Below are 228 nucleotides of genomic sequence, written 5' to 3'. Positions count from 1 at the left end.
GCTACACAACATCAAATTCTACATACACCGATAAAAACAAGAAGAATTGAGAAGATATTTATCACTCATCTTCATGGTGATCATATTTATGGCTTACCAGGCTTATTAGGAAGCCGGTCGTTTCAAGGTGCTGAAACGCCACTTACTGTGTATGGTCCTCCTGGTATTGAAGATTTTATTCGTGTTTCATTAGAAATTAGCGGAACCTACCTCAGATATCCTTTGGAA

At 38.2% G+C, this 228-nt stretch carries 1 protein-coding gene; it reads left to right on the top strand.

What is annotated here, in order from left to right:
* The coding region (locus AOA61_RS27740) for an MBL fold metallo-hydrolase (protein ID WP_143521268.1) at positions 1 to 228 on the top strand (228 nt) is incomplete at both ends.

It is taken from the genome of Pseudomonas sp. 2995-1 (genome assembly GCF_002742505.1).
Lineage (GTDB): Bacteria > Pseudomonadota > Gammaproteobacteria > Pseudomonadales > Pseudomonadaceae > Aquipseudomonas > Aquipseudomonas sivasensis.
The sequence above is the reverse complement of the archived record's forward strand: the minus strand, read 5'-3'. Positions and strand labels throughout refer to the sequence as shown.